Origin of the sequence: Streptomyces sp. AJS327, from assembly GCF_013450295.1 — a bacterium.
Lineage (GTDB): Bacteria > Actinomycetota > Actinomycetes > Streptomycetales > Streptomycetaceae > Streptomyces.
In genome coordinates, this window is sequence record NZ_SKBR01000002.1 from 1,646,354 (window position 1) to 1,669,670 (window position 23,317).

21 protein-coding genes and 1 pseudogene are annotated in these 23,317 nt (G+C 73.5%); 9 read left to right on the forward strand and 13 right to left on the reverse strand.

Annotated features, from left to right (window positions below):
* Positions 1 to 88: 88 nt before the first annotated feature.
* Positions 89 to 1,381: an exo-beta-N-acetylmuramidase NamZ domain-containing protein gene (locus E0L36_RS16480; protein WP_180929771.1), complete on the reverse strand. Its 1,293-nt coding sequence runs from the start codon at positions 1,379 to 1,381 to the stop codon at positions 89 to 91.
* A gap of 204 nt (positions 1,382 to 1,585) precedes the next feature.
* Here E0L36_RS16480 and E0L36_RS16485 point away from each other — a divergent pair, with 204 nt between their 5' ends.
* Positions 1,586 to 2,110: an O-acetyl-ADP-ribose deacetylase gene (locus tag E0L36_RS16485; RefSeq protein WP_180929772.1), complete on the forward strand. Its 525-nt coding sequence runs from the start codon at positions 1,586 to 1,588 to the stop codon at positions 2,108 to 2,110.
* A 47-nt stretch (positions 2,111 to 2,157) separates the two neighbouring features.
* Here the strand turns inward: E0L36_RS16485 and E0L36_RS16490 are convergent, their stop codons facing one another.
* The 3 genes from E0L36_RS16490 to E0L36_RS16500 form a co-directional block, all read right to left on the reverse strand.
* Complete coding sequence (locus E0L36_RS16490) at positions 2,158 to 4,797, reverse strand: NACHT domain-containing NTPase (RefSeq protein ID WP_180929773.1); 2,640 nt, start codon at positions 4,795 to 4,797, stop codon at positions 2,158 to 2,160.
* A gap of 125 nt (positions 4,798 to 4,922) precedes the next feature.
* The gene (locus tag E0L36_RS16495; protein ID WP_180929774.1) at positions 4,923 to 5,801 is read right to left on the reverse strand and encodes a polysaccharide deacetylase; all 879 of its coding nucleotides are present in this window, start codon (positions 5,799 to 5,801) and stop codon (positions 4,923 to 4,925) included.
* 42 nt (positions 5,802 to 5,843) lie between these two features.
* Positions 5,844 to 6,824 (reverse strand): asparaginase, encoded by a 981-nt coding sequence (locus tag E0L36_RS16500; RefSeq protein WP_180929775.1) that lies wholly within the window; start codon positions 6,822 to 6,824, stop codon positions 5,844 to 5,846.
* A gap of 149 nt (positions 6,825 to 6,973) precedes the next feature.
* Here E0L36_RS16500 and E0L36_RS16505 point away from each other — a divergent pair, with 149 nt between their 5' ends.
* Positions 6,974 to 7,135: a hypothetical protein gene (locus tag E0L36_RS16505; RefSeq protein ID WP_180929776.1), complete on the forward strand. Its 162-nt coding sequence runs from the start codon at positions 6,974 to 6,976 to the stop codon at positions 7,133 to 7,135.
* Positions 7,136 to 7,502: 367 nt separating this feature from the next.
* On the opposite strand, the gene E0L36_RS16510 is transcribed toward E0L36_RS16505, so the two are convergent.
* Positions 7,503 to 8,075 carry a hypothetical protein gene (locus E0L36_RS16510; RefSeq protein WP_180929777.1) on the reverse strand — a complete coding sequence of 191 codons (573 nt, stop codon included), beginning with the start codon at positions 8,073 to 8,075 and terminating at the stop codon, positions 7,503 to 7,505.
* A gap of 305 nt (positions 8,076 to 8,380) precedes the next feature.
* Between E0L36_RS16510 and E0L36_RS16515 the strand changes: the two genes are divergently transcribed.
* On the forward strand, positions 8,381 to 9,538 hold the full coding sequence (locus E0L36_RS16515; RefSeq protein ID WP_258016184.1) for a LysR family transcriptional regulator: 1,158 nt from the start codon (positions 8,381 to 8,383) through the stop codon (positions 9,536 to 9,538).
* Between the two features lie 83 nt (positions 9,539 to 9,621).
* Here the strand turns inward: E0L36_RS16515 and E0L36_RS16520 are convergent, their stop codons facing one another.
* The 4 genes from E0L36_RS16520 to E0L36_RS16535 form a co-directional block, all read right to left on the reverse strand.
* Entirely contained in the window at positions 9,622 to 10,278 is a 657-nt protein-coding gene (locus E0L36_RS16520; protein WP_180929778.1) for a lactate utilization protein C, read from the reverse strand.
* The gene (locus tag E0L36_RS16525) at positions 10,275 to 11,795 is read right to left on the reverse strand and encodes a lactate utilization protein B (protein ID WP_180929779.1); all 1,521 of its coding nucleotides are present in this window, start codon (positions 11,793 to 11,795) and stop codon (positions 10,275 to 10,277) included. The genes E0L36_RS16520 and E0L36_RS16525 overlap by 4 nt, the downstream gene beginning before the upstream one ends.
* Positions 11,792 to 12,565 (reverse strand): (Fe-S)-binding protein, encoded by a 774-nt coding sequence (locus tag E0L36_RS16530; protein WP_180929780.1) that lies wholly within the window; start codon positions 12,563 to 12,565, stop codon positions 11,792 to 11,794. Before E0L36_RS16530 ends, E0L36_RS16525 begins: the two co-directional genes overlap by 4 nt.
* Before the next feature lie 216 nt (positions 12,566 to 12,781).
* Positions 12,782 to 13,891, reverse strand: a complete 1,110-nt coding sequence (locus E0L36_RS16535; protein WP_180930061.1) for an FAD-dependent oxidoreductase — start codon at positions 13,889 to 13,891, stop codon at positions 12,782 to 12,784.
* 238 nt (positions 13,892 to 14,129) lie between these two features.
* Here E0L36_RS16535 and E0L36_RS16540 point away from each other — a divergent pair, with 238 nt between their 5' ends.
* Positions 14,130 to 14,552: a YjbQ family protein gene (locus E0L36_RS16540; RefSeq protein WP_180929781.1), complete on the forward strand. Its 423-nt coding sequence runs from the start codon at positions 14,130 to 14,132 to the stop codon at positions 14,550 to 14,552.
* A gap of 51 nt (positions 14,553 to 14,603) precedes the next feature.
* Here E0L36_RS16540 and aztD read toward each other — a convergent pair whose 3' ends face one another.
* Genes aztD through aztB form a run of 4 tightly spaced genes read right to left on the reverse strand, consistent with a single transcriptional unit; the run spans position 14,604 to position 19,046 of the window.
* Positions 14,604 to 15,830: a zinc metallochaperone AztD gene (gene aztD / locus E0L36_RS16545; RefSeq protein WP_258016185.1), complete on the reverse strand. Its 1,227-nt coding sequence runs from the start codon at positions 15,828 to 15,830 to the stop codon at positions 14,604 to 14,606.
* Between the two features lie 56 nt (positions 15,831 to 15,886).
* Positions 15,887 to 16,903 carry a zinc ABC transporter substrate-binding protein AztC gene (aztC, locus tag E0L36_RS16550; RefSeq protein ID WP_180929782.1) on the reverse strand — a complete coding sequence of 339 codons (1,017 nt, stop codon included), beginning with the start codon at positions 16,901 to 16,903 and terminating at the stop codon, positions 15,887 to 15,889.
* Positions 16,900 to 18,159: a hypothetical protein gene (locus E0L36_RS16555; protein ID WP_258016186.1), complete on the reverse strand. Its 1,260-nt coding sequence runs from the start codon at positions 18,157 to 18,159 to the stop codon at positions 16,900 to 16,902. The genes aztC and E0L36_RS16555 overlap by 4 nt, the downstream gene beginning before the upstream one ends.
* On the reverse strand, positions 18,156 to 19,046 hold the full coding sequence (aztB, locus tag E0L36_RS16560; protein ID WP_180930063.1) for a zinc ABC transporter permease AztB: 891 nt from the start codon (positions 19,044 to 19,046) through the stop codon (positions 18,156 to 18,158). The genes E0L36_RS16555 and aztB overlap by 4 nt, the downstream gene beginning before the upstream one ends.
* Before the next feature lie 57 nt (positions 19,047 to 19,103).
* Between aztB and aztA the strand changes: the two genes are divergently transcribed.
* The 5 genes and pseudogenes from aztA (at position 19,104) to E0L36_RS27730 (ending at position 23,288) form a co-directional block, all read left to right on the forward strand.
* Positions 19,104 to 19,865 (forward strand): zinc ABC transporter ATP-binding protein AztA, encoded by a 762-nt coding sequence (gene aztA, locus E0L36_RS16565; RefSeq protein ID WP_180929783.1) that lies wholly within the window; start codon positions 19,104 to 19,106, stop codon positions 19,863 to 19,865.
* 518 nt (positions 19,866 to 20,383) lie between these two features.
* Positions 20,384 to 20,839 carry an ABC transporter permease subunit gene (locus tag E0L36_RS16570; protein ID WP_258016187.1) on the forward strand — a complete coding sequence of 152 codons (456 nt, stop codon included), beginning with the start codon at positions 20,384 to 20,386 and terminating at the stop codon, positions 20,837 to 20,839.
* A gap of 321 nt (positions 20,840 to 21,160) precedes the next feature.
* Positions 21,161 to 21,664, forward strand: coding sequence for an ABC transporter permease subunit (locus tag E0L36_RS16575; protein ID WP_258016188.1), 504 nt, complete (start codon positions 21,161 to 21,163; stop codon positions 21,662 to 21,664).
* Positions 21,665 to 21,678: 14 nt separating this feature from the next.
* Positions 21,679 to 22,674, forward strand: a pseudogene (locus E0L36_RS27725) (ATP-binding cassette domain-containing protein); the annotation flags it as partial.
* A 107-nt stretch (positions 22,675 to 22,781) separates the two neighbouring features.
* Positions 22,782 to 23,288 carry an ATP-binding cassette domain-containing protein gene (locus E0L36_RS27730; RefSeq protein WP_308416779.1) on the forward strand — a complete coding sequence of 169 codons (507 nt, stop codon included), beginning with the start codon at positions 22,782 to 22,784 and terminating at the stop codon, positions 23,286 to 23,288.
* The last annotated feature ends 29 nt before the right edge of the window (positions 23,289 to 23,317 follow it).

Here is a 23,317-nt window from a genome sequence, read left to right on the forward strand (position 1 = left end):
CCCCTGACTCGCCCGTGGCCCGGGCCGCGGGGGAACGGCCCGGGCCACGGACGGCGCGCGGCGACCGGAGGGGCGGGTTCCCGCCGGATCAGCGGTAGAGCAGGTACGGGCGGCGCGCCCGCTCGAACTCCCGCACCTCGCCGCGCCACGCGGCGGTGAGCGCGTCCACGTCCTCACCCGCGTCGATCATTTTCCGGAGCCGCGTCGAGCCGGAGAGCTTGTCGATCCAGAACGGGCGCTCCTCGTCCCAGTCGTCCTCGCGCCAGGCGAAACCGTCGTACTTCGCGGCCTCCACCAGCATCGCGACGGCCGTGCGGATCGGCTCGCAGCGGCGCGGGTCGGTGACCATCAGCTGCACCCCCGCGCAGGTCTCCCCCTCGTACAGGTTGAACGTCGGCACGAAGTACCCCTCGCGGAAGAGGACCCCGGGCAGCTTCCGGGCGTTGAGCCGGTCGCTGTAGTGGTGGTCCAGGTAGGGGGCGCCGATGAACTGGAACGGCTGGGTGGTGCCGCGCCCCTCGGAGAGGTTGGTGCCCTCGAAGTAGCCGGTGCCCGCGTAGACGGTCGCCGTGTCCGGCGTCGGCATGTTGGGGGAGGGCGGCACCCAGGGCAGCCCGGTCTCCTGGGCGAGCGCGTCCGGCCGCCAGCCGCGCACCTCCACGACCTCCAGCTCGACGGTGCCGCCCTTGCCCTCCTCGGGGAGCAGTTCGCCGTTGAAGTAGCGGGCCAGCTCGCCGACGGACATGCCGTGCTGCTGGATGATCGGCCGCAGTCCGACGCCGGAGGAGAACTTCGGGGTCAGCAGCGGCCCGTCCGCTCTTCGCCCGATCGGGTTGGGGCGGTCCAGCACCACGAAGCGGGCGCCGATCGACCGGGCCGCCACCATGGAGTTGAACATCATCCAGATGTACGTGTAGAAGCGGACGCCGACGTCCTGGATGTCGAACACGATGGTGTCCGCACCGGCCTTGGTGAACAGGTCCGCGAGCTTCTTCGCGTCGGCGCCGTAGGCGTCGTACACCGTCAGCCCGGTGCGCGGGTCCTCGAACTCGGGCTCCGACTCGCCCGCCTGCGCGCTGCCCCGGAAGCCGTGTTCCGGACCGAAGACGCCGACGATGTTCAGCCCCTTCGTCTCGGCCATCGAGTCCACGATGTGCCGGGCGTCGAGCAGGATCCCGGTCGGGTTGCTGACCACCCCGACCTTCCGGCCCCGCAGCATCCGCCAGTCCTGCCCGGCGGCGACGTCGGCGCCCGGGACCAGGCGCCGCTTTCCGCCACCGGGACCGGCGGCGTGGGCCGGGGCGGCGCCCAGCAGCGGGGCCGCGAGGGCGGCGCCCGCCGACCCGGCGAGGAGGGAACGGCGCGAGGGAGTGCGTGGCATGACGGACTTCCTTCCAGGTGCGGGAGTTGGAGGCGAATGCTCGTACGAAAGATCCGCGCTGACAAGGGTGCACGCGAGGGACGGAAGGGACACCCGTGACACGGACCCGGCCGCGTACCGTCCGCACCGCCGTGTCGGGCCCCGCCGCCCCCGGTGAGCGTGGGCGTGGGCGTGGGCGCTCGGCGCCGGTGCGAGGATTGTCGTATGGCGACGTCAGGTACCCCGAACATCACGGCCGTCCGCGGCGACCTCACCGAGCAGGAGGTGGACGCGGTGGTGAACGCCGCCAACTCCTCGCTGCTGGGCGGCGGAGGAGTGGACGGCGCGATCCACCGGCGGGGCGGGGCGGAGATCCTCGACGCCTGCCGCCAGCTCCGGGACAGCCGGTACGGCGGCGGTCTGCCGACCGGTCAGGCGGTGGCCACCACCGCGGGGCGGCTCCCCGCCCGGTGGGTGATCCACACGGTTGGCCCCGTCTGGTCGGCCGAGGAGGACCGCTCGGAGCTGCTGATCTCCTGCCACCGTGAGTCGCTGCGGGTGGCCCGCGAGCTGGGCGCCGCCACGGTCGCGTTCCCGGCGGTCTCCACCGGGGTCTACCGCTGGCCGACGGAGGACGCGGCCCGTCTCGCGGTGGACACCGTCCGGCGGGAGGGCGGGGGCTTCGCGGAGATCCGCTTCGTGCTGTTCAGCCCGGAGGCGTACGCCGCCTTCGCCGCCCAGCTGCCCTGATCCGGACGCGGTCACCCGTCCGTCGTCTGTCAGCCGTCCGTCCGCCGTCAGTCCTGGAGGAGCCCGGGCTGCGGGTCCCTGCCGAGGACCTCCACGGAGACGTGGTCGGGCAGCGAGGACTGGTCGGCGACCGGCGTCCCCTCCAGGAACCGCACCTGCCGCAGGTAGGGGTTGCGCCGCAGCGGACGCAGGCTGAAGTGCGGCACGTCGACGAAGAGGGTGCGCAGCTTGTAGAGCCGAGGCAGCCAGTCCCAGCCGTCCTCGCAGTCCGCGCTGACGCGCAGGTGGGTGATGCGGGAGGTGCGGTAGGCCGCGCAGAACTCCTCCCCGTCGATCCGCCCGGCCAGGTGGACGTGGGACCGGCCGCCGACGCTCTGGAGCGCCCGCACCTCGTCCAGGTTGGTGACCGGGAAGTAGAGACCGCCGTCGTCCGGCAGGTGCGCGATGATCTCCTGGGCGTACTCGTGGGGCTCGAACGCGTGCCAGGCGTCGACGAGTTGCCGCTGAACGCGGGGGTCCCGGGTCGCGCGGTACCGGGCCAGCACGGGAATCGCGCTGCTCGTCCCGATCCGCGTCGCGGTGAGCACCGTCAGGTGGTGGTCGGTGCCCGAGCCGTCCTCCGGGCCGGGCAGCAGCTCCAGGACGAACAGCCCGACGTCCGCCAGCGCCCGGGCCTGTTCGGCGGAGGCCGGGGGGATCAGCATCGCCGCCCGCTCCTGGACCGCCGTGCGCACCAGGGGGTCCAGCTCCGTGGCGTGCTCCAGGCAGGCGGCCGCCAGCAGGTAGAGGCGGTGCCCGTAGCTCGTCGAGGTGGCGGCGTCGGCCAGCTCCAGGATCGTGTCGAGGAAGGTGACCCGCTCCCGGGGACGGGCGTGGGCGACCGCCATGCGGATGACGTCCTCCCACTGGTCGAGATGGGCGTGCTGGGCCAGCAGCCCGAAGTCGAGGTCCTCCACCGCGGCCTTCGCCCCCAGGTAGTCCTGGAACGAACGGTGGATGAAGTCCACGGCGCCGACGGCCGGTTCGCGCAACAGGCCGCTCCGGATGAGGAGATGACGGTAGATCTCCTCCGGCGTGCCCTGCTCACCGACGGACGGCATCGCCGGAAGGGACTGGCCCAGCAGATCGACGGCGTCCGAACGGGACACCTCGGAGCGCCCGTTGCGGATCATCCAGTACGCCAGCTTCTGGAGCAGCTGGATCTGGTGCGCCTCGCTGATCCGGATCGCGCCCGGTTGCTGGAGCCCGCGCTCGCGGTCGCGGCGGGAGAGCAGCATCGAGAGCGCCGCGTCGTACAGCGCCTTCCTGCCGTCCGGGAGGTAGCCGCGACGGTCCCGGTACAGCGCGCAGATCAGCGCGCACATCAGCGGGTTGGTCGCCAGACGGCCCAGGTCCTGCTTGGTGCGGACCGCCTGGAGCAGCGAGCGGGCCGAGAAGTCCCCGGCCCCGGCGGCGTGGTGCCAGCGGTGGATGAACGCGGCCACGTCGTCCCGGCTCATCGGCGCCAGGTCGAGTTCGACGAACCCCTCGGGCGTGAGCCAGTTCTCCCGGATCGCCGAGGGCCGGGTGGTCACCAGCCACCGGTTGTCCGGGAACGCCGAGACGAGGTTCCGCAGCCAGTCCCGGGCCTGCTGCCGCTCCCCCTCGGGTACCTCGTCGATACCGTCGACGAGCAGGATGCCCCGGCCCTCGGTGAGCACGCGGTCGATCCAACCGGTGGGCTGCGCACCCGAGATGGGGCAGTCGACGGCCCGCAGGAAGTCCTCCGGCGGCGGCAGCGGGCCACCGTCCCGGGTCAGCGTCCGCAGCGGCAGGATGAACGGCACCAGTCCGTACAGGTAGAGCAGGTTCTCCTGGTTGGACCTGGCGGTGGACACCGCGAGCCACTGCACCAGCGTGGACTTGCCCGACCCCGCCACCCCGCGGAGCAGGACCCGTTTGTTGTGCGACAGCGACTGCTCCGCGGGGATGTGCGTCGGCCCGTCCGTCGCCTCCAGACTCAGGTAGGCGACGTTGAGCGGCCAGCTGTCCGCCCCGACGGGCAGATCCAGCCCGAAGATCGTCAACTGGCTGTGCCTGCTGGTGACGTACTCCGCGTACCGCTTCTCGAACGGCACGTCCGCGGGGGAGGGCGTACGGGAGATCAACTCGTCGACGCGGGCGGAGAGTTCGGCCAGTCTCTGGCTTTGCTCCACCAGGGTCCGGCCCGTGAAGTGGGCGCGCTGTGTGAAGAAGTTCAGGATGTGCAGGCAGGCGGTGTCGAGGAGTTTCTGGTGGAGTTCCCGCGCTCCCTGGGAGAGACCGGAGGTGGCCGCGCTGCTCTCGATCCTGATGCGGCGGGACAGCCCCTGGGGCCCGAGCTGGACCGCCTGCACGTCGTCCATCTCCAGGTCGCCGAGGGTGCGCAGGGAGTGTGTGAGCGCGTTGGCGACCGCCTGTAACTCGTAGGAGGGCAGCCGCTCGCTCATCCCCGTGGACTCCGCCGCCCGCCGGACCAGTTCCTCGGAGATCCGGCGGAAGTCCCGGTCGGACAGGGTCCGTTTCTCTCCCCTGAAGGACACCAGCCGCGAGAGCCGGATCGGCGCGTCGACCAGCCCCGCTCCGGGCGACTCCTGCACGAGCAGCTTCCTGACCAGCGGCACGACGGCACTCGACGCCAGGCGCGCGCCGACGGTTGGAATGTCCATCTCTCCCCGCTACGTCCTGGGCGGTCCCCGGAACCGCATGCTACGGCAAGCCCCCGCGGATTCGGGCGACTTCAACCGGCCGCTGAACCACCGTCACACCGGCGCCACTTGGCCGGGGTACCGCCTCAACGGCGGGGCGCGCGCCGGGCGAAGTCGGTGGCGATCTCGTCGAACGTCGCCCAGCGGACGCCCTCGTGCTGGTTGATGTGGGCGATCAGCCGCTCGTGCATGAGGAGTACCTGCGGACGGCCGGACACGTCCGGGTGGATCGTCATGGTCAGGACCGCGTAGTCGTGCTCCCGGTAGACCCAGTCGAACTGGTCGCGCCACATCCGCTCGATGGTGTGGGGGTCGACGAAGCCGTGGCTGTTGGGACTTCCCTTGATGAAGAGCATCGGGGGCAGGTCGTCGAGGTACCAGTTCGCGGGGATCTCGATGAGGTCGGTCTCCTCGCCCCGTACGAGGGGCCGCATCCACTCCGCCGCGGGCTTCCCGTAGTCGATGCTCGTCCAGCTGTCGCCGGTCCGCACGTAGTACGGCAGCACGTCGTGGTGCATCAGCGAGTGGTCGTAGGTGAGCCCGCGCTCCAGCAGCAGTTCGGCGGTGACCGGGCTGAACTCCCACCAGGGCGCCACGTATCCGGTGGGCCGGCGGCCGGAGCGGCGGGTGATCAGCTCGACGCAGTGGTCGAGCACGTCGCTCTCCTGGCGGCGGCTCATCGCGATCGGGTTCTCGTGGCTGTAGCCGTGCACACCGATCTCGTGCCCCGCCGTCACACAGGCGTCGAACTGCTCGGGGAAGGTCTCCACCGAGTGTCCCGGCCAGAAGAAGGTCTGGGTCAGACCGTTCCGCCGGAAGAGGTCGAGGAGGCGCGGCACCCCGACCTCCCCCGCGAACAGGCCGCGTGAGATGTCCCCCGGCGAGTCCTGCCCGCCGTAGGAGCCGAGCCATCCGCCGACCGCGTCGATGTCCACCCCGTAGCTGACCAGGATCTCCTTGGGCATGGTGCCTCCCACGTTCGCTCGGCTCCGGCCGCGCGGGGCGCGTCACGGGGCCGCTGACGAGCTGAGCCAGTGGCGCAGCAGGTGTTCCGGTGAATCCGGGGCGGCGGCCAGCGCGGCCGCGAGCAGCATCCGCCCCTGCCAGGGGCTCAGGTCCTCGCCCCCGACGGCTCCCGCCTCGGCCAGATCGGCGCCGCCACCCCCGCCGTACAGCGGGAGCACCGGTCCCGCCGGGACCCGGGAGCAGACCAGCACCGGCAACCCGCAGCCGCGCACCGCCTTGACCAGCGGGGGGTTGGCGTTGCCCGCGCCGAAGGCGGCGAGGACCAGTCCGCGCGCCCCGGCCGCCACGGCCGCGTCCAGCAGAGTCGTGTCGGCGCCCGCGTAGAGCGGGATCACGTCCACCCGGGGCAGGGCGGACGTGGACGGGTCGAGCGTGATGCTCGGCGGCCGGCGCGGGGGCGCGAGCGGCAGGACCCGCTCCCCGGCGACCCGCAGCACCGGGCCCCGCCCCGGGGCCGCGAAGCCCCGGGTGCTGAGGGTGTCCGCCTTGGCCACCCCGCGTGCCGCGTAGGCCAGGCCGTCGAAGGCCAGCAGCACGCCACGGTCGCGGGCGGCCGGATGCCCGGCGATCAGCAGGGCCTGCGCGAGGTTGGCCGGGCCGTCGGCCGCCGGATGGTCGAAGGGGCGCTGCGCCCCGGTGAACACGACGGGACGGGGGTCGTCGTGGGCCAGCGCCGTGAGGAAGCTGGTCTCCTCCATGGTGTCGGTGCCGTGGGTGACCACCACCCCCGCCACGTCCCCGGAGGACAGCGCCCGCCGCACCTGGCGCACCAGGCCCACCAGCTCCGGCCACTCCCAGGCGAAGCCGGGCCGGGTCGCGACGTCGGTGACGGTCACCTCGCGGCCGGACGGTACCGGCGCCGTGGCGAGGATGTCGGCTCCGGTGGCGGTCGCCCGGAGGCTGCCGTCCACCCACCGGCAGGAGATCGTTCCGCCGGTCGCGAGCAGTTCCACGCGCGACATGACCCACCCACCTCCCGGGCCGCACGGCCTCGTACGCGCCTCCCTCGATGCGACCACGCGGCCCGCCCTCCCGCCACCCGGAGCCCGGCGGGGCTCCGGCGCGTCACCGTCGAGTGGCGGGAGCCGGGCCGCCGTATTCCACTGGACCCATGAGCGACGAAGCCATTGAGCTGTGGACGGCCCGGTTGCGCGCGCTGGCTCCCGAACTGGACGAGCCGACGGCGCACGGCTTTGTGCGGCAGGTGTACGACGCGGCCCGGAGCGATCTGGACGAGGAGGCGCTGGAGGCCGACTTCGAACGCGAGGAGTGACCCCTCACGTTCGGCCGGTCCCGGTCCTGGTCGGTCCCGGCGCTGGTCCCGGCGCCGACCGGCCGCGGCCCCACTCGGACCCGTGCCGCCCCGTCCGCGCGGGGCCAGCTCGGGCCAGCTCGGTGCCGCCTCCCGTCCGTGCGGGCCCCAACTCCCGTACGGGGCCGGGCGGATGAACCCGGTCCGGTCTCGGCTGTACCTGCCCGCCTGCCCGCCTGGCCATCTGGCCATCTGGCCGGGGCGGGGCGGGTCCGCGTGTCGTGGTGCCGGGGCGGTGCCGCCGCGGCGGACGGGTGAGGGCGCGCCGGACGCACCACGGCCGCCGCCCGGAGAGGGACGGCGGCCGTGGTGCGGGGGAGCGGCCACGTCAGTGCGCGCGCAGCTCCTTGCGGTACCGGTTGACCCCCGGCAGCCAGCAGGCCACCAGCGCGGCGAACCCCACCAGCACGGCGGCCATGCTGGCCAGGAAGAGGGAGTTCGGCGGGTCGTCGCGCAGCACCAGCGCGTGCGGGAACATGAACCAGATCAGCACCGTCAGGGTGATCAGCACCCGGGGCCATATCGCGCAGCGCCGGGCGGCGAGCGCCAGCAGCAGGACCACGGCGAAGAACATGGCGATGTGCGCCCGGGACGACATCGTGCTCTGCCAGTCGCTGATCACCTCGTCCCACATGGGGCCGCTCATGGCCTTGATGTCCGCCGCCGTGGTCCCGGCGGGGAGGCCCACGGTCTCCGGGTTGTTGTCCACCGCGTTCCGGATGTTCTCGTCCGCCAGGTCCTTGCCTCCGGCGTAGACCAGCAGCGCGCCCAGCGCTCCGGAGAGCGCGGCCAGCGCCGTGAGGACCAGCATGGCGACGACGGCACCCGGCTTCTTCGCGGGGGCGGCGCCGGGGTGGGGGACGGCTCCATCCTGCCTGGGGGCGGTTTGGGGGTAGCTCACGTGCGGTGCTCCTCGGGGGAATCGCTTGAAAATTCGCGGTTGCCATGACCCTTGCATGGGAAGCGTCTCTGGAACCAGCTACTCAGAGAAATAAATCTACGGTTCATGTGTACTGAACCACAGAAAGATTTGTGAAAGTGAATTGCAATCCTCGGGGTGGTACGGGCCGGTTGGCCCCGAATGGTGACCCGTCGTTGATGGCGACTCGGTTTCCCGTTGCTTCGCCCGTTTAGGATGCTGGGCCCGCACGCCACCGAACTCCCGTGTGGCGGCGGACAGATGGAGACAGACGACGAGAGGGCCTCATGCCCCTGCCTGGCACGACGCAGATCCCCACCGGGCTGCTGGACACGACCATGGATCAGTTGCGGACTCTCCTGGCCGTACACGAGGAGGGAACCGCGCTGGGGGCAGCGCGCCTCCTGGGGCGCGAACAGTCCAGCATCCAGAAGCAGTTGGACACCATGAACCGCAACCTGGGGGAGTTGTGCGGGGAACCGCTGGTACGCAAACGCGGCCGGGGTGAGCGCGTGCAGTTCACGGTGGCCGGAGAGGCCCTCGCCGACGTCGCGCGCGGCACCCTGGGCGAGTGGCTGGAGGGCCTGCGCAACGCCCGCGCCGGTCAGGGGCGCACCCTCGCGGTCGGGTCGACCCGCTACACCCTCGGCTACCTGCTCAACGCGGTCGAGCGGGTCAGCGACCAGTTCACCCGGGGCGGCGTCGAGCTGCGCATGGCCCACGTCCGCACCGGAAGTCTGCTGGCCAAGCTCCGCTCCGGCGAACTCGACCTGGTCTGCGGCAGCGTGGTGACCCGGGACGCCGCGGAGGACGACCCGCTGGACGGCATCGAGGTCATGGAGTGGCGGCGCAGCGGACTCGCCCTGGTGACCAACCTGGACGAAACCGAGCTTCCCGCCCGGCCGATGACCGTACGCGCCCTGGCCACCTCGCCGTTGGTCGTCTCCGCCGACGGGCTGATCTCCGACTTCCTCCGGGGCTGGTTCGGCGACGGCTACCGCGAACGGATGGAGATAGCCGCCGAGATCGACTCCGTGCCCTACGGCTTCGAACTGCTCCGCTCCGGCGTGCTGCGGGCCAGCATGCTGGTCACCGAGGGCATCGGGGAGGCCGTCTCGGAGGGCTGGATGACCGAGGCGCACGGCCTGCGCACCCTGCGTCTGGTCGAGGACGTCGGCCCGCGACAGCGGGTGCTGGTCGGCGCGTTCACCCGTCGTGGCGCACGGGCCGACCTGGGCTCCGCGCACCCGCTCAACCAGCTCTGGTCCGCCCTGATCCGGGAGGACGTCCGCTGGCGGGCCTCGGCGCTCGAACCCGCCGCGCTCGGCGCCGCCTCCGCGGTGGTACGGGCCTCCGCTGGCCCGCACCGTCCGGCGGGCGTGCCCGCCGCCGACACACTGGACGCGGGCGGCGACGCCCGCCCCGGTGGGACGAGCGAACGGTAGCCCCCGGACGGATCAGCCCGAACGCCCGTTAGCCACCCGTGAGTTGGTGAAAGAGGGGTTGCCGCACCGGAGTTGACGGCGGTTCAGCCCGTGTCGTCCCGCTCCACGAGCACCACCTCCAGCAGCCGCGGCCCGTGCACGCCCTCGACGCGGTCGAGTTCGATGTCGCTGGTGGCCGAGGGGCCGGAGATCCACGTCAGCGGACGGCGCGGGTCCAGCCGGGGCAGCGCCTCCGCGACCGAGGCGACCAGCTGCTCGGGCACCCGCACCACGCAGATGTGGTGGTCCGGCACCAGGGTGTCCCGACGACGCCCCTGGCCCGGCCCACCGTCCAGCACCAGCGTGCCGGTGTCCGCCACGGCCACCGCGCAACCGGTCACCACCGCGTCCACCGCGTCGAGTTGGCGGAGCGACAGCTCGTCCGGCTCCCTGACCCACCGCGCCGTTCCCGGCGGCAGCCACCCGGCGGGCACCCCCGGAGGCACGACGACCCGGCTGGCCTCCCGGGCACGCAGCAACTCACCGATCAGCCCCGGGAGTTCCGCCGGAGCCGAACGGTGCACCCGCGCACGGTAGTCGGCGAGGTTCGTCGCCAGCAGCCGCGCCAGGCCCGCCGGTTCGGTGGCGGGCGGCGTCCTCCCGTAGTCCCGGAGGACCGGGGTGTCCTCCGGCCGCTCGTCCGGGGGCACGTCCGCGAGGGCCCGGCGGATCCGGGAGAGCACGGTCGCCCGGCCGCTCATCCGGCACCTCCCCGCCCGCCGTCCCCGGGGCGCTCACCGCCGTCCCCGGCGGGCTCGGCGCCCCGCGTCCGCCGCCACCAGTCCCGGAAGGACTCCGGCGGCAGCTCGGGAAGCTCCCGGGAGTCCGTCCACGCCGCCCCTGGTCCGGGCAGCCGCCGCGGGCGCACCGCGCGCACCCGGGCCGCCAGCCGCTGACCCGCCCGCACCGCGTACGGGCGGTCCAGCACCCAGCCCGCGGCGCGCAGCGCCGCCCGCTCCGCCGCGTGCCCCCGGGCCGGGCGGACGCGCACCCGCTGCCCGGCACGGGTGAACTCGCCGCCCTCCGCGACGCGTTCGCGCAGGTGCACCAGGACGTCCGGGATGTCGATGGCGACCGGGCAGACCTCGTAGCAGGCGCCGCAGAGCGTGGAGGCGTAGGGGAGCGAGGCGTCCAGCGCGGAGTCCGTCCCCCGGGTCTGCGGGGTGAGGATCGCGCCGATCGGTCCCGGGTAGGCCGAACCGTAGGCGTGGCCGCCCGCCCGCTCGTAGACCGGGCAGACGTTGAGACAGGCCGAGCAGCGGATACAGCGCAGCGCCTGCCGCCCCACCCGGTCCGCCAGCGTGTCGGTGCGGCCGTTGTCCAGCAGCACCAGGTGGAAGGCGCGGGGACCGTCGTCCCCCGTGGTGCCCGTCCAGGTGGAGGTGTACGGGTTCATCCGCTCGGCCGTCGACGAACGGGGCAGCAGCTGGAGGAAGACCTCCAGGTCGCGCCAGCTCGGAACGGTCTTCTCGATGCCGACGACGGAGATCAGCGTCTCGGGAAGGGTCAGGCACATCCGGCCGTTGCCCTCCGACTCCACGACCACCAGGGTGCCGGTCTCCGCGACCATGAAGTTGGCCCCCGAGATACCCACCTTCGCGCGCAGGAACTTCTCCCGCAGGTGCAGCCGGGCCGCCTCCGCCAGTTCCGCCGGATCGTCCGAGAGCCCCTCCGGAGCCGGACGGCCCCACTCGCCCATGTGAGCACGGAAGATGTCCCGGATCTGGGACCGGTCCCGGTGGATGGCGGGCACCAGCAGATGGGACGGCAGGTCGTCGCCCAACTGCACGATCAGCTCGGCCAGATCCGTCTCGTAGGCGTGGATCCCGGCGCGCTCCAGCGCCGCGTTGAGCCCGATCTCCTGGGTGGCCATCGACTTGACCTTGACGACCTCCCGCTCGCCCGTCTCCCGCACCAGCCGGGTGACGATCCGGTTGGCCTCCGCGGCGTCCACCGCCCAGTGGACCTGGCCGCCCGCCGCGGTGACGGACGCTTCCAACTCCTCCAGATAGTGGTCGAGATGGCGCAGCGTACGGTCCTTGATGGCGGCACCCGCCGCCCGCAGCCGCCGCCAGTCCGGCAGTTCGGCGACGGCGGCGGCCCGTTTCGCGCGGATCGTGTGCGTGGCGTGCGTGAGGTTACGCCGCAACCGCGCGTCCCGGACGCTGGTTTGGGCCGCCCGGGGAAAGCTCGGCTGGTCCGGATCGGGGGTGTTCACCGTGGGGCCTCCCTCGCCGTCCGCACGTTCTCCTCGGTGCTCGCCAGGATCTCCGCGAGGTGCACCGGACGCGGCGCCGAACCCCGCCGGGACAGCACCCCACCGATGTGCAGCAGGCAGGAGCTGTCCACCGCGCACACCGCGTACGCCCCGCTCTCCTCGACGTTCCGCGCCTTGTCGGCGCCCATCGCCGCCGACACCGCGGGGTTCTTCAGCGCGAAGGTGCCGCCGAAGCCGCAGCACTCCTCCGCGCCCCGCAACTCACGCAGCTCCAATCCCCGCACCGCGCCGAGCAGTTGACGAGGGCGGTCACCCAGCCCCAGCGACCGCAGCCCGTGACAGGCCGGGTGGTAGGTCACCGGATGCGGGTAGTACGCGCCGACGTCCACCACCCCCAGCACATCGACCAGGAACTCCGTCAGCTCGTATGTACGGGACGCCAACTCCATCGCCATCTCGGCGAGTTCACCACCCCGGCCGTCGGCCTCCGCCTTCTCGCCCAGCCGCCGGTAGCCCTCCCGCACCATCGCGGCGCAGGAGCCCGACGGCACGACGACGTGGTCGTACCCCGCGAAGACCCGCGCGCACCGCCGCGCCAGTGGCTCCGCCACCCGCCGGTAGCCCGTGTTGTACTGCGGCTGGCCGCAGCAGGTCTGCCCCTCCGGGAAGTCCACCCCCACCCCGAGCCGCTCCAGCAGCGTCACCACGGCACGTCCGGTGCCGGGATACAGGGTGTCGTTGACGCAGGTGACGAACAGCGCTACCCGCACACCGCCCTCCTTCCGCACACCGCAGGGAGACGTCCGGGCACACGCCGGAGCACCGTCCCGGCAGGTACGTGCCCGCCCCGCCATACTGCCCCAGCACGGCCGATCGCGCAGCGCCCCGTCCGCACCTCCCGCCCCGCCCGTGTCTCCCGACCGTCCCGTCCGCCCGTGCCTCCCGCCTCGCTCCGGGCGCCACCACGGTACGAGACCGCCTCCCGCCTAGGAGGCCGCGGCCAGGGCGGCGCCGTCCGGAGTACGGAGCAGCGCGCGCACCTCACGGGCCGCCGCCCGGCCGGCGCGCGTCGCCCCGACCGTGCTCGCCGACGGCCCGTACCCCACCAGCCACACCCGCGGATCACGGACCGCCCGGGTCCCCTCCAGCCGGATCCCGCCGCCCGGCTCCCGCAGCCGCAGCGGCGCCAGATGGTCCACCACCGGGCGGAACCCCGTCGCCCACAGCACCGTGTCGACCCGGAGCCCGGTCCCGTCCGCCCAGTGCACCCCGCCTGGCGTGAACCGCTCGAACAGCGGCAGCCGCTCCAGCAGCCCGCTCTCCAGCCCCCTCCGTACCTCCTCGGACAGGGGAAGTCCCGTCACACTGACGACGCTGCGCGGCGGCAGCCCCCGGCGCACCCGGTCCTCCACGCTCGCGACCGCCGCCCGCCCCTGGTCCTCGTCGAACGGGCCCGAACGGAACGCGGGCGGCCTCCGCGTCACCCAGTACGTGCGGGCCGCGGTGCCCGCCAGCTCCAGCAGGTGCTGCACGGCGGAGGTGCCGCCGCCCACCACCAGTACCCGCCTGCCCCGGAACGGTTCGGTGTCCGGCCCCCGGTAGTCCGCGGTGTGCAGCTGCCGTCCGGCGAAGCTCTCCTGACCGGGGAAACGCGGCCAGAACGGCCGCTCCCAAGTACCCGTCGCGTTGACCACGGCGCGCGTCCGCCACACTCCCGCCGAACTCTCCACGAGCAGCCCGCCCGCCCGCGCCGGATCCTCCCGGACCGCCCGCACCCGCACCGGCCGCCGCACCCCGAGACCGTGCGCCGCCTCGTACGCCGCGAAGTAGCCGCCCACCACCTCCGAAGCGGGCCGGTCCGGATCGGCGCCGGTCAGCGCCATTCCGGGCAGGGCGTGCACCCCGTGCGCCCTGCCGTACGTCAGCGTCGGCCAGCGGTACTGCCACGCCCCACCCGGCGCGGGCGAGGCGTCCAGCACCACGGGCTCCCCCTCCGGCAGCGGCCCGCCCCGGCGCAGGTGATAGGCGGTCGACAGCCCCGCCTGCCCCGCCCCGATCACGACCACCGGCGCGCTCCCGGCCTCCACGCTCTCCATGACGACGACAACCACCCACCACCCCCGAACCTTCCCCACCCCCGATCCATCCCGCGCCCCGGCCCGTCCGGTCCGGTCCCGCCCGGGACCGGACCGGACGGGCCCACCGGGAGCAGACACCCCCGTGGCGTGGCTCGGCGGGGCCGACCCGGGCTCACCCGGGCCGACCCGGTCGGGCACCCCCCCACCGGTGCCCCGAGGCTCCCGCTCGACCCCGCCGGACGGGCAGGATGGCCCCATGAGCGACGCCCTGCGCACCACCGTCCTGAACATCACCACCGGCTCCGCCGAGACCGTCACCGACCTCACCCGGGACTGCGCGGACTTCCTGACCCGGGTCGCCGACGGCCGGGACGGGCTGCTGAACGTCTTCGTCCCCCACGCCACCGCCGGGGTAGCCGTCCTGGAGACCGGCGCGGGCAGCGACCACGACCTGCTCGCCGCCCTCCACGACCTGCTCCCCGCCGACGACCGCTGGCGCCACCGGCACGGCAGCCCCGGCCACGGCCGCGACCACGTCCTCCCCGCGATCGTCCCCCCACACGCCACCCTCCCCGTCCTCGGCGGCAGCCTCGAACTCGGCACCTGGCAGTCCGTCTGCCTCGTCGACACGAACGTCGACAACCCCGACCGGAAGGTCCGGCTGAGCTTCCTGGGGTGAACGAGATCGTCCTGGGACGGGGGAGTTGCCGCCCCGGGCCTCGGCCCCGGGTCAGTGGGCGGAGCCGGGGAGGTCGACGCCGCTGATCTCGTTCGGGGCCGAGGGCAGCGAGGCCGTGCGCGTCTTCTCGCCGGACTCCAGGTCGACCGTGTGCAGCTTCTTCTTCTCCGGCTCGGTGACGTACGCCGTGTGGTCCCGTACGAAGAGGGTGGGACGGGCCTGCTGCCAGTCCAGCGGTTCGCGCCACTCATCGGTGACCGTAAGGGACTTGGTGACCTCGCCGCTGTCCGGGTCGATGGTGTGGAGCTTGCCGTCGGTGCCGAGGACGAGGCCCTCGCCGTGCGGGCCGCGGGCGAGCGAGCGGAAGCTGTAGCTCGTGCCGAGGTCCACGAGCTTCAGCTTGCCGGTCTCGGTGTTGATGAGGGCGACGCGCTCGGGGCGTTCGAGCTCGGCGTCCTCGTCGGTCTTGTAGTCGCCGAGGACGACGGGGGAGTCGTCGGAGCCGGCCTGGTTGCCGATGCGGCCGTACTCGTCGGGGCTGTCGATCTTCTTGATCTTGCCGTCGCGGTAGAGGAGTACGCCGTCCTGGCAGCCGATCACCACGGCCTCGCCCTTCGCGGTCGCCTCGCCGTGGACACCGGGGCAGTCCTCGCTGCGGGTGACTTCCTCGCGGTCCTTGTTGAGCACGGTGATGCCCGTGCCGCCGTCCTTGTCGCCGAGGGTGGTGACGAGTTCGCCGTTCGCGAGCTCCACGGCCACGCCGTGGTGGGGGGACTTCGAGGTGTGGGAGGTGGTCTCGGGCTTGCCGTCGCCGAGGTCCTCGGGATCGAAGATCGTGATCTCGCCGGTGCCGTCGGTGAAGAGGACGGTCTTGCCCGCGTGCCGTACCACGTGTCCGGGTTCGGCGCCGGGGAACTCGACGTCGGTCAGCTCGGCCGCGCCCGCGTCCAAGAGCTGGAAGCCCTTTGAGGTGGAGACCACGACGTGCCGGTCGTCCCCGGCCGGGTTGACGCGGTTGAAGCCCTTGAGCGGGATGTCCTCGACGACCTTCAGTGACTTGCCGTCCAGTACGTGGAGGCCGCCGTCGTACGTGGCGACGAGCGGTTCGGTGGCCTTGGCGGGCTTCTTGTCCTCGGTGGAGCCGGCGCCCTTCCCGTCGTCGCCGCTCTCGCCGCAGGCGGTCAGGATCAGGGCGGCGGCGAACGTCGCGCTGAGCGTGGTGAGGGCGCGCGCCGTACGGCCCGTACCCGCGGGCGTGTGGGCAGGGGTGGGTGACATGGCTGGATTCCTTCGTTCGATGGGTGGGTGTGGGAAGCGCGTGGTCGCCGCCGCGGCTAGGCGGGGCGCAGCCCTTCGACGATGGCTTTCGCGTTCGCGCGGCTCATCTGGAGGTACGTCGCGGCGCCGTCACCCCTGTTCGTCAGGGACTCGGTGAAGAGCGGGACGACGTCGACGTCCAACCGCGCCTCGTCCTTGAGGACTTGGGCGAGCCGGTCGGGTCTGCTGGAGTCCACGAAGATGGTCGGTACGTCCGCCGTCTCGATCGCGTCGGCCAGCGACGCGAGGTCGGCGGCGCTCGGTGAGGCGAGCGTCGTACCGCTCGGGACGACCGCGCCGACGACGCGGAAGCCGTAGCGGTCGGCGAGGTAGCCGAAGACGTGGTGGTTGGTGACCAGGCTGCGCCGCTGGCGCGGGATCTTCGCGAACTGCCCGGTCATCCAGTCGTCGAGGGCCTGGATCCGCTTGCCGTACGCCGCCCCGGCGGCCTCGATCCGCTGCTCGTCGACGCCGTCGACGTGTTCGGCGATCTTGGCCGTCAGCAGCCGTACGGCCTTCGCCACGCGGGCGGGGTCGGTCCAGAAGTGCGGGTCGGGCTCGCCCTCGCTCTCGTCGGAGAGGTACGTCAGCGGGTCCACCCGCTCGCCGACGGCGACAGTGGGGACGCCCGCCTCCTTCGCCGCGTCGACGTGCCGCAGAACGTTCTCCTCCAGCCCGAGCCCGTTGTGCACGACGAGGTCGGCCTGCTCCAGCTCGGCCGCCTGATGGGCGGAGACGCCGAAGGAGTGCGGGTCGGCGTTCGGCTTCATCAGCACCGTGACCTCGGCCTGGTCGCCGACGACGTTGCGGGTGAGGTCGCCGAGGATGTTGGTGGTCACGACGACCGTCGGCGGCCGGTCCTCGGCGGTCCCGCAGCCGCCGAGCAGTGGCGGGAGGAGGGCGGCGAGGACGAGGGCGGTCACCAGTCGGCGTGTCCGCGCGGTACGCCGCGCGGAGCGGGCCTGGTCCGCGGCGGGTGTCCGGGCCGCGGTGCGTGCCGGGCTCGCGGTGCGGGCGCGTCGGCCGTGCGTCATCGTCCCGTCTCCACCATGTGCGTCGGGGCCGAGGGCAGCCTGAGGCTGCGGGCGAGCCTCAACTCGTCCTGGTAGTCCACCTCGTGGACCTTCCGGGCCGCGGCGTCGTTCACGTACGCGCGGCTGTTGTCGAGCTCGATCACCGGCCCGCCGCCGTCCTCCGCCGCGACCGGCTTGGCCAGCAGCCGCTGTCGGGCGGTCTCCGCACCGGAGCCCGGGTCGTACGCGCGGAGCACTCCGTCCGCCGTCAGCGCGAGAGTCGGCTCGTCCTGGCCCACGGAGTTCACCGCGAGTACCGTGCGGCCGGTGTCGGTCCGCTTCCAGCCGCGGCCGGCGACGTCCAGGGTCCACACACCCCGTTCACCCGCCCGCGCGGCGAGCGTGGCGCTGCCCGGGCGGTGCCGGAACTCGCGCGCCCGGTCCTTCTCCTCGACCTTCTCCGGGTACGGGATCTTCGAAGTGGTGAACTTCCCCTCGTCGTGCGAGACGAGCAGCGCCCCGTCCGCGCAGCCGAAGACGACGCCCTGCGGTGTGACGGCCTGCCCCCGCAGCTCGGGGCACTCGCCGTCGAGCAGCCGGCGCGGCTCGCCGTCCCTGCCGTGCAGCCGTACGCGGTCGGGCGCGCCCTTCGATTCCCGTTCGGGGACGAGGAGTTGCTTCTCGTACGGCACGACCGCGCCCTGCGACGCCGAGCCGTCCAGCCGATGCGTACGCCGGGCGTCGCCGTCCTCCAGCCGCGCGCGGTCGAGCAGGCTGACGTGGCCGTCGCGGCCGGTGAGCGCGGTGGTGACGGCGTCGCTGTACGCGCCGTGCGGGCGTCCGCCTGGCACGGTTCCGACGGACGCGGGCTCGGCGCGGTAGTAGTGCACGTGGTCGCCGTGGTCGACCATCCACACGCCGCTGTCGTACACGCGGCTCTCGTTCGCGGTGCCGACGTACGCGAAGCGGCCGTCGCCGGTGAGGTCGCGCGCTCCCGCGACGCGGCCGAGGCCGGTGACCTTCTCGGTGATCAGATCCACCAGCTGGACCCGGCCGGTGGCGGCGTCCAGGGTGACCAGCCGCGGCTGGTGCTCGGCGGCCTCCTCCGCGCCCTCGACGTAGCCGTGCGGGGTGGATTTCCCCGCCTCCCCGGAGTCGTTCCCCCGCTCGTCGTCCTCGGCCGAGCAGCCGGTGCCGGCGAGCAGGACGAGGGGCAGCAGTACGGAGGCGGCGGCCGTGCGGCGGGCACGCCAACCGCGGTGCGTGAGGCGGTTCATGCGGCTTCGACCTCGGTTCGGTGAGTGGTGGGTGGGGAGGTGCGCGAGGCGCGTTCCTCGGCGGTCGCGGTCCTGCGGTCGCGTACCGCGGCGGTCGCCGTGGAGAGGAGGAAGAGGGCCACCGCCACGGCAGCGATGGTCGCCCCCGCGGCGATGCGCAGATGCCAGGACAGGAGCAGCCCGAGCACGGTCGCGGAGCTGCCGACGAGCGCGGCGCCGAGCATGATCGAGGCGATCCTTCGGGCCCAGGGGAGCGCGGCGGCGGGCGGCGCGATGAGCAGCCCGAAGACGAGCAGGGCGCCGACGACCCGGAACGAGGCGACGATCGCCAGCGTCACCAGTCCGATCAGCGTGGCCTGGGCGAGTCCGGGGCGCAGCCCGAGCGTCCGCGCCTTGCGGGGGTCGAAGGCGAGCGCGACGAACGCCCGGTGCCCCAGCAGCGCCACGACGGCCGCCGCCGCCAGCGCCAACGAGAGCTGGACCAGCTCGTCTTGGCGTACGGCGAGGACGTCGCCGAAGAGGTAGCCCGTCAGATCGACGGCGAACGACTGTGAACGGGACACGATGATCACGCCGAGTGAGAGCATCCCCACGAACAGCAGCCCGATGCCGGTGTCCTGTGAGAGCCGGGGTGCGCGGCTGAGCGCGGTGACGCCGAGCGCCATCACGCCCGCGCTGACGGCGGCGCCGACCAGCGAGTTCGCCCCGAGCAGGGACGCGGTGGCGACACCCGGCAGCATCCCGTGCGACATGGCGTCGCCGAGGAACGCCATCCCGCGCAGCACCATCCACGTGCCGGCGAGCGCGCAGACGCAGGACACCAGCACACCCGCCCACAGGGCGCGTTGGACGAACGCGACCTCGAAGGGACTCAGCAACCACTCGATGGACATGGACACGGAGCCTATAATGAAAATCATTTTCAGATCAAACAGGGGTTCGTCATGTCAGTCAGCGAAAAGGCCTTCACGGCCGCCTCGTCCGCCTCAGCCGTCCGTGTAAGCGATCTCTGCGCCGGTTACGGACGGCATCAGGCGCTTCACCAACTCACCGCGCACATACCGCAGTTCGCCACTACGGCGATCGTCGGGCCGAACGGCTCCGGCAAGTCGACGCTGCTCGGCGTGCTCGCCGGTGTGATCCACCCCACCCGGGGCGAGGTCCTTCGCCGCGACGGGGAGCGCCCCGCGTTCGTGATGCAGCGCAGCGCCGTCAGCGACAACCTGCCGCTGACCGTGCGGGACGCCGTCGCCATGGGCCGGTGGACGCACCGACGGCTGTTCGGCCGGCTCACCCGCCGGGACCGCGAGATCGTCGCGGACAGCATGGAGCGCATGGGTGTTGGCGACCTCGCCGGACGCCAACTCGGCGGCCTTTCCGGCGGGCAGCGGCAGCGCGCCCTCGTCGCCCAGGGACTCGCCCAGCGCGCCCCGCTGCTGCTCCTGGACGAGCCGACCACCGGACTGGACGCCACCGCGCGCCGCCACATCGCGCGCGTACTCGACGGCGGCGGCACGGAGCGCGTGACCGTCGCGCACGCCACGCACGACCTCCCCGAAGCGCTGGGCGCCGATCACTGCCTCCTGCTCGCCGACGGTCAACTGGTCGCCGAGGGACCGCCGTCGGCCGTGCTGACGCGGGAGGTGGTGGAGGACGTCTGGCAGGTGCCGAGGCTGTCCGCGGGGCGCGGGGACGGGCGGTGCTGAGGTCTCCGCCGGCGGTGGAGGTCGTGAATCTCCGCGCGCGGACGTTCGCCGACTCCCGGAGGTTGCCGCGAGGAACGGGCCGTGGCGCGTTCGTCGTCGTGCGGGGCAACCCGGCGCGGGCCCGCCGTCGTTCCCGTTCGAGTGTGGGGGCGGGCGGTGTCTGTGGCTGTCAACGAGCTGGAGCCGCGGATGGCGGAGCCCCTTGCCCGGCTATCCGAGTCGCTCCGAGAGGCCCCCGAACCGCCTCCCCGGGCCACCCCCGAACCGTCCCCGGGACCTCGAACCGCTTCCGGGACGGTGGGGGCGAGAGCCGGGCGGTCGGGGTGGGCGGGACCCGGTACCTTCCCCTGGCACAACATCTGGTCCGCTTTCGCGCTGTGCCACCTACATGTACGGTGCTCGTGCTGGTGGTTCACCGGACGCCACCGACGCCGTCGCCACCTCCGTCCACGGCCTGCGCGCCGCACCGCCCAACTCGCACGACTGGGCCCGGTTCGACCGGGTCCGACTCGGCGGAGATGCGCGGCTACGTCCTCCGACGCTCCCTCCTGGCGTTCCTCCAGTCCCTGGTGGTGCTGGTCGCCGTGTTCGCCGCCCGGCACCTGTGCGATCTCGCCCGGCAGATCCGCGCCGGAGTGGCCGCGGGGCGGCACGGCCCCGTCGCCGCGCACCTGCGACTGCTGGGCACACGGGAGCGGACCGTGATCCCGCGCCATGTGCTCCCCGGCGCCCTGGGGCCCGCCGCGCAGCAGTTCGCACGGTGCGTGGAGGGACTCCTGGGCGGTGCCGTGCTGGTGGAGGCCGTGCTCGGCTTCCGGGGGCTGGGCGGCGGTTTCGTCGAGGCCGTGCAGAACCGGGACCTGCCCCAGGTACAGGCGTACGCCCTGCTGTTCGCCGGAACGGCCGTCGCGGTGAACCTCCTCGGTGACCTGGCCGCCCACCGGCTGGCGCCGCGCCGGGAGGTGACGGCGTGAGGGGACGCGAGGAGAACGGGGTCCCACGCGTCGGCCGCCGCCGTCCGTGGATCGCTCTGACGCTGCTCGCCGTGCCGGTCCTCGTGGTCGTACTGGGGCCGTCGCTGGCCGGAGATCCGCCGTCGACGCGGGAGGCGCTGCCCTCGCGGCCGCCGAGCACGGGAAACCCGCTCGGCACCGACGTCCTGGGCCGCGACGTGCTCTGGCTCGTCCTGTGTGGCGGCAGCTCGGTGCTGGCCAGCGCCCTGGGGGCGCTCCTCCTCGGCCTGGCGGTCGGGGTTCCGCTGGGGCTGCTGGCCTCCGGTCCGCGCCGCGGACTCGATGAGACGGTGGCGCGGACTGGACCTGCTGCTCGCCCTTCCCGGCCTCCTCGTGCTGATGACGCTCGCCGCCCTCGGCCACCGCGAGGGGTACTGGCTGGTGACCGTCGCCGGACTGCTCCAGGTCCCGGCCGTGGCCCGCCTGGTCCGGGGAGCCGCGCTGGAACCCGGCACCCGCACGGTCATCGAGGCCCTGCGGATGCAGGGGCGCGGCTGGGCGTACGTCCACCTGCGGCAGCTGCCCCGGAAACTGGCCGCCCCGCTGGCCACCGACGCGGCGGGTCGGTTCTCCACGGTGCTGTACCTGCTGGCCTCCGCCAACTTCCTCGGCCTCGGGCTGCCCGTCTCCTCACCGGACTGGGCGGTGCTCATCGAGCGCAACAGCGACGCGCTGTTCACCCAGCCCGCCGCCGTACTGGCGCCAGCCGGCCTGCTGACGGCGCTGTGCGTCGGCGGCAACCTGCTCGTGGACCACGTCCTCGCACGCCACCGGGGCCGCGCGTGACCGGATCGACCCGCGTGCCGCCGCTGCGTGTTCCGGAGATCTCCGCGCACGCCGAGGGCGCGGAACACCCGTTGCTGGACCGGGTCGGGCTGACCGTCGCGGCGCACACGGTCACCGCCGTCGTAGGCCCCGGCAGCGGCAAGACGACGCTCGGGCTGGCGGCGCTCGGGGCCGCCCGCCCCGGGGTCCAGCTGACCGGAAGCATCCTGCTCGCCGGCACCGACCTGCTCCTTCTGCCGCCGGAGCGGCGCCCGGCCGCCCGTGCCGGGCGAGCCGCGCACCTGCCGCAGCACCCGGAGACCGAGCTGGACCCGATCCGCCGCGTCGGCGGGGTGCTGACCGAGACGGCGGCGCTCGGCCATCCGGAACGGGCCGCGCGGAAACCCCCGGCACGCCGGGCGCTGAACCGCGCCGGACTGGACTGGGACGCCGTACGCCGCCGCTTCCCGCACCAGCTCTCCGGCGGTCAGCAACAGCGGCTGGCACTCGCCTCGGCCCTGGTGACCGGGGCCAGCCTGCTGGTGCTCGACGAGCCGACGAGCGGTCTGGACCCCGCGCTCGCCCACGCCCTGGGCCGTACGGTGCGGGCGCTCGCGGACGACGGCACCGGAGCGCTGCTGTTCAGCCACGACCTGCCCCTGGTGCGGGCGACGGCCGACCGTGTCGTCGTCCTGGAACACGGCCGTGCCGTGGACGAGGGCCCGGCGGCCGCGGTCCTCGGCGCCGATCCGCCCGGATCCGCCAGCGGATCCGGCCACGGGGACCCCCGCCTCCGCCACCGGGCGACCCGGGACCTGCTCGCCGCCGAGCACCGCACCAGCGTCACCGTCCGGGACCCCGCCCCGCGGCGATCGACGCCCGGCGGCACGGTGTCCGCCGTGGGCATCGCCGTCCGTCGCCGGTCCGGCGCGCCGCCCACCGGGCCGGTGTCCCTGGACTTCCCGCCGGGCAGCCGGACCGCGCTCATCGGCCCCTCGGGCTCGGGCAAGACGACCTTCGCCCGCGCGCTCGCCGGACTGTCCGCGCCCACCCGGGGCGAGGTCCGGCTCGACGGCCGTCCGCTCCCCGGCCGCGTCGACCGGCGCACCGCCCCCCCCAGCGCCGCGCCGTCCAGTACGTGCACCAGAGCAGTGCGGACACCTTCCAGAAGCACCGTCCCGTCCTCGCCCAACTCGCGGACACCGCTTGGCTGTTGCGCGGCCTGGGGGACGAGGAGGCGACTGCCGGGGCGGTGGAGGCCGCCGGTGCGCTGGGCCTCGACGAGACGCTGCTGCGCCGTGGACCGGGCCGCCTCTCGGGCGGACGGCTCCAGCGCTGCGCGCTGGTCCGGGCGCTGACGGCGCGTCCGGCGCTGCTGGTGTGCGACGAGGTGACCTCCGCGCTGGACACCGTCTCGCGGGAGCGGCTCCTGGACGCGCTGCCCGACCTGCTCGCCCCCGCCGGGACCGCCCTGCTCCTCGTCAGCCACGACCTGCCCGCCGTGCGCGCGCTGACCGAGCGGGCCGCGCTGTTCGAGGCGGGCCGCCGCGTGCGGTACGGACCCACCGGCGTGGTGCTGCCCGACGCCGGGCGCACCCGCTCGGGCGGCCGGTTCGCATCCGGCACCGTCACCCGCGGCGGGTGAACGGGCAGCGTCAGCGGTCCCGTGTCCCG